We start from the raw sequence: 4,392 nt of genomic DNA, 5'->3' as shown, positions 1-4,392 counted from the left end.
TCGTCGACAAGCCGGAGGGCATCACCTCGCACGGGGTGGTCGCCAAGCTCCGGTGGCTGGCCGGGACGCGGAAGGTCGGCCACGCCGGCACGCTCGACCCGATGGCCACCGGCGTGCTGGTGATCGGCGTCGAGCGGGCCACCCGGCTGCTCGGCCACCTGATGCTCACCGCCAAGACGTACGAGGCGACCATCCGGCTGGGCCAGACCACCGTCACCGACGACCGGGAGGGCGAGGTCACCTCCTCGACGGCGGCGGACGGCGTGAGCCGGGAGGCGGTCGAGGCCGGGATCGCCGCGCTCACCGGCGAGATCATGCAGGTGCCGTCCAAGGTCAGCGCGATCAAGATCGACGGCAAGCGGTCGTACGCGCGGGTGCGCGAGGGCGAGGACTTCGAGCTGGCGGCCCGGCCGACCACCGTGCACTCCTTCACGGTGCACGACTACCGCACCGCCGTCGCCGAGGACGGCACGCCGGTGCTCGACCTGGACGTGACGGTGGAGTGCTCCTCCGGCACCTACATCCGGGCGCTCGCCCGTGACCTCGGAGCCGGGCTCGGCGTCGGCGGCCACCTGACCGCGCTGCGGCGCACCAAGGTCGGCCCGTACGGGGTGGAGTCGGCGCGGACGCTGGAGCAGCTGGAGGAGTCGGTGCACGGCGAGGCCGCCACCGGGCTGGAGGTGCTGCCGATCGGCGCGGCCGCCGCGGCGGCGTTCCCGCGCTGGGACCTCGACGCCGACCAGGCGAAGCAGCTCTCGCACGGTGCCCGGCTGAAGGCGCCGGGGCTGGGCGTGGACGGGCCGATCGCGGTGTTCGGGCCGGACGAGCGGTTCCTCGCGCTGGTGGAGGAGAAGGGCGGCCAGGCGAAGCCGGTCGCGGTCTTCGTCGGCTGATCCCGCGGGCCGGTCCCGTCGCGGACACCCGCCGGCCCCTCGTCGCCCCCGGGAAACCGGGGCGGCGGGGGGCCCGCGCGTTCCCGCGCTGCGGCGCGGGCCGTGGCGGGCCGTGGAAATCACCCACGGGGTGCATTCGTCGGCGCTTGAGCAGGTTCATCCGCACGGGGGAGCGCGCGAGGTGAACGGCAGTGGTGAGCGGCGCGGGAACGGTCGCGCGGGGCCGACGGCGGGCAGGCTCCCCGGCGGCGAGCAGGTCGCCGCGACGCGTCCGCCCGGGCCGCCCGGCCCTGCGGGGAGGGCTGCGCGACATGCCGGGAATCCTGGACGGCGACGAGGTGGCGGGCGATCCCGGGCGGTACCTGGTCCGGATCCGCGACCTGGACGGACGGCTGTGCGGGCTGGGGTTCGTCGTCGACCCGCAGGGCACCGTCCTCACGGCGCACGAGAGCGTCGCGGGCCTGGGCCGGATCGTCCTGCACACCCCCGGCGGGCAGACCCGCGTCCTGGGCCCGGACAGCGTCCTGCCGTTGCCCGCGCACGGGCTCGCCCTCCTGGCCACCGACGGCGTCGGTGGGCTCCCGGTGCCGCCGCTTCCCGTCGCGGGCGCGGACGGGTTGCCCGCCGGCCCGGGCGTGGTGCTGCCCGCGCCGGCCGGTGAGGACGGCCGGACGGTGGCCCTGCGCTGCGGCGTCCTCGGCGCGACCGGCGCCGTCTACGTGCCCGCCGTGCCCGTCGGCGGCCCGCCGCCCGGGGCCGCACGTTTCCACCTGCTGGGCGGTGTCCTGCTGCTCGACCCGCCCGTCGTCAGCGGCGGTGCGGCGGCCGTGCCGGCGGGGACACCCGTGCTGGACGCCCGCAGCGGTGCGGTGGTCGCCGTCGCCGCACCAGCGCTGCGCGCCCCCGAGCAGGCGGGCGCGCTCACCGCCGCCCCCGTGCACGGCCAGACACCGACCGCCCGGGCGCTGGCCGCGGCGCTGGCCCGGAACGCGGCCGGCGTCCCCGCGTACGGGGCGGCGCTCAACCCGGCGGGCGTGCTGCGGCTGGCCGCCGCCCAGCTGGCGGCGGCGAGCGCGGGCCCGGGGCGGGTGGCCGCCCTGGCCGCCGACCGGGTCGACCGCCCGGACGGCCTGGCGGGGGAGGAGCCGGTCGCGACGGTCACCGCCCTGATCGGTGCGCCCGGCTCAGGACGGACCACCGAACTCGCCGCCCTCGCCGTCCGCCGTGGCGGCGGGGACCGGCCCCGGCCGGTGCTCTGGCTGCGCGGCGCCGACCTGCGCGCCGGGGACGCCCCGCTCGCCGACGCGGTCGGACGCGCGCTGGGGGCCGCGGAGGCGGCGCTGGGCTGCCCGCCCTCGCCCGGGCCGGACGCCGTGGCGGCCCTGTGCGCGGCGGCGGGGCGGCCGCTGCTGGTCGTCCTCGACGGGCCGGAGGAGGCGCCCGTGCCACTGGACGCGGCCTGGCTGGGAGCGGCCGGGGCGTGGCTGGAGGCGGCCGGCGCGCGGCTGCTGACGGCCTGTGGGGAGGAGGCCTGGCAGCGGCTGGCTCCGGCCGGGGAGGCGGCGTGGCGCGGCGCGGCCGGGGCGGACGCGGGCCGGGGCGTTCCGGCCGGGTGCGGAGCGGCCGGGTGCGGAGCGGGGGTGGGCGGAACGGGGAACGGCGGAACGGGGGAGGGCGGGACACCCCCGGCCCGGCAGCCGTCGGGTGCCGCCGGCGCACCGGTGTTACCGGACGGGAGCCGCCTGCCGCCGCACGGCGGAGCCCGGGGCCCGTGCCGCTGCCACCGCGCCCTCGCCGTACACCGCCTCGGACCGCTGCCGCCCGAGGCGGCCGACCGGGTGCGGCGGCGGTACGGGCTGCCGCCGGGGTGGCCGGCCGCGGCGGACGCCCGGCACCCGCTGGCGGTCCGGCTGGCCGGGGAGCTGTGGGCGGAGGGGCTGCGCGGTGAGCCGCCGGGCCGGGGCGAACTGTTCGCGGCGCAGCTGGACCTGCGCTGTCTGCGGGTGGCCCAACGGCTCGCCGACGGCGGCCGGCCCCGGCGGCCGGGCGCCCACCGCCGCGGTGCCGGGCGTCCGGCCAGGACGTCGCACGGCCGGGTCCGGCGGCTGGCGGCCGCGGTGGCGGGCCGGGTGCACGAGGCGGCCCGGCGGATGCTCGGGGGCGAGCAGGGCGGGCTCGGCCGGGCGGCGTTCGAGGAGCTGTTCCCGGTGGCGGGCGGCTGGGCGGCCGCCGTGCTGGCGGAGGGCCTGTTCGTGCCCGCCGGTCCTGGGTACCGGCCGGCACACGGCGAGTTCTCCGACTGGCTGCAGGGCCTGCACCTGGACCTCGACGCGGCGCTGCGGCTGCTGCTCGGCGAGGCCGAGGACACGCCCCCCGCACCCGCGCCCGGCCCGGCGGCGGCCGAGGGGGCCGGACGGCCGGGGGAGGACCGGACGGTGCCCCGGCACCGGGTCGGCCCGGTGGCGGCCGCGCTCCGGCAGCTGGCGGAGTCCTGGGGCGCGCCCGCGCTGGACCCGTGGCTGCACCGGATCTGGCGGGCACTGGACCTGCGTCCGCCCGGCAGCGAGCCCGGCTGGTGGGCGGGCCGGCTGCTGGAAGCCGGGATGGCGGCCAGCCCGGACCTGGCCGAACACCTGGCGCTGCTGTCCCAGTTGGCCGTCCGGATCGCCGAGGTCGCCCCGGCGGCCGGCGGGTTCGAACGGCTCCCGGCGGATGGCCTGGGCCGCTTCGGTGCGGCGTTCTGGACCGGCCTCGGCCTGCCGGCCGGCCACGAACTGGAGCTGCTGCGCCGCCTGGTGACCGCGGACGGGCCCGCGCAGCCGTTCCTGGCCGCCGTCGCCGGCCGGCTGTGCGCCGACCCGGTCGGTGTCCTGCCGCTGCTCTGCCGCTGGTTCGACGACCCGCGCGGCCTGCCCGGCCGGCCCGGCACCACCGTCGCCGACCTCGCCCACGACCTGCTGTACGCCCACCGCGCCCTCGCCCTGGACGAGTTGACGGAGGCGCTGGCCGACGCCGCGCACCCGCGGGCGGACGCGCTGCTCACCGTCCTCGCGGCCGGGGAGCCGTCCGCGCTCTGCCGGGCCGTGGACCGGTGGAGCCACGATCCGCGGCCCGAGCGCCATGTCGCCGCCGCCGTGCACGCGTTGCGGGCCGCCCCGTACGCCCGGGGCGCCGCGGGGGAGCTGCTGCGGTTCACCGCGCTGACCCTGCTCGCCCGGGAGGACGAGCCGGGCCTGCACGGGGCCGCACTCGCGCTGCTGCTCCGGGACGACGCCACCCGGGCCGCCCACCTGCCGCGGGCGCTCGCCCGCTACCGGAGCGGCGAGGACCGCTTCCTCACCGCGCGGGCGCTGGCCCCGGCGCTGGAGAGCGACCCGGAGCCGGTGCTCGCCGCACTCGCCGACCGACTGGCGCAGCCGGGCGCACCGGTCGCCGGGATCCTTCGGGTGCTCGCCGACGCCCGGGGGCCGTCGGCGGGCCGGCGGGGCGCCGAGCTGGC

General features: G+C 80.1%; 2 protein-coding genes. Both read left to right on the top strand.

Going from position 1 to position 4,392, the window contains the following annotated elements:
- Positions 1-893 (top strand): tRNA pseudouridine(55) synthase TruB (gene truB / locus ABZ885_RS36275; protein WP_360198627.1); only part of this gene is annotated, 893 nt, incomplete at its 5' end.
- Between the two features lie 311 nt (positions 894-1,204).
- The coding region (locus ABZ885_RS36270) for a S1C family serine protease (protein ID WP_360198624.1) at positions 1,205-4,392 on the top strand (3,188 nt) is incomplete at its 3' end.

The sequence above is a fragment of the Kitasatospora sp. NPDC047058 genome, assembly GCF_040643935.1.
GTDB lineage: Bacteria > Actinomycetota > Actinomycetes > Streptomycetales > Streptomycetaceae > Kitasatospora.
This window is presented reverse-complemented; position numbering and strand designations above follow the sequence as displayed.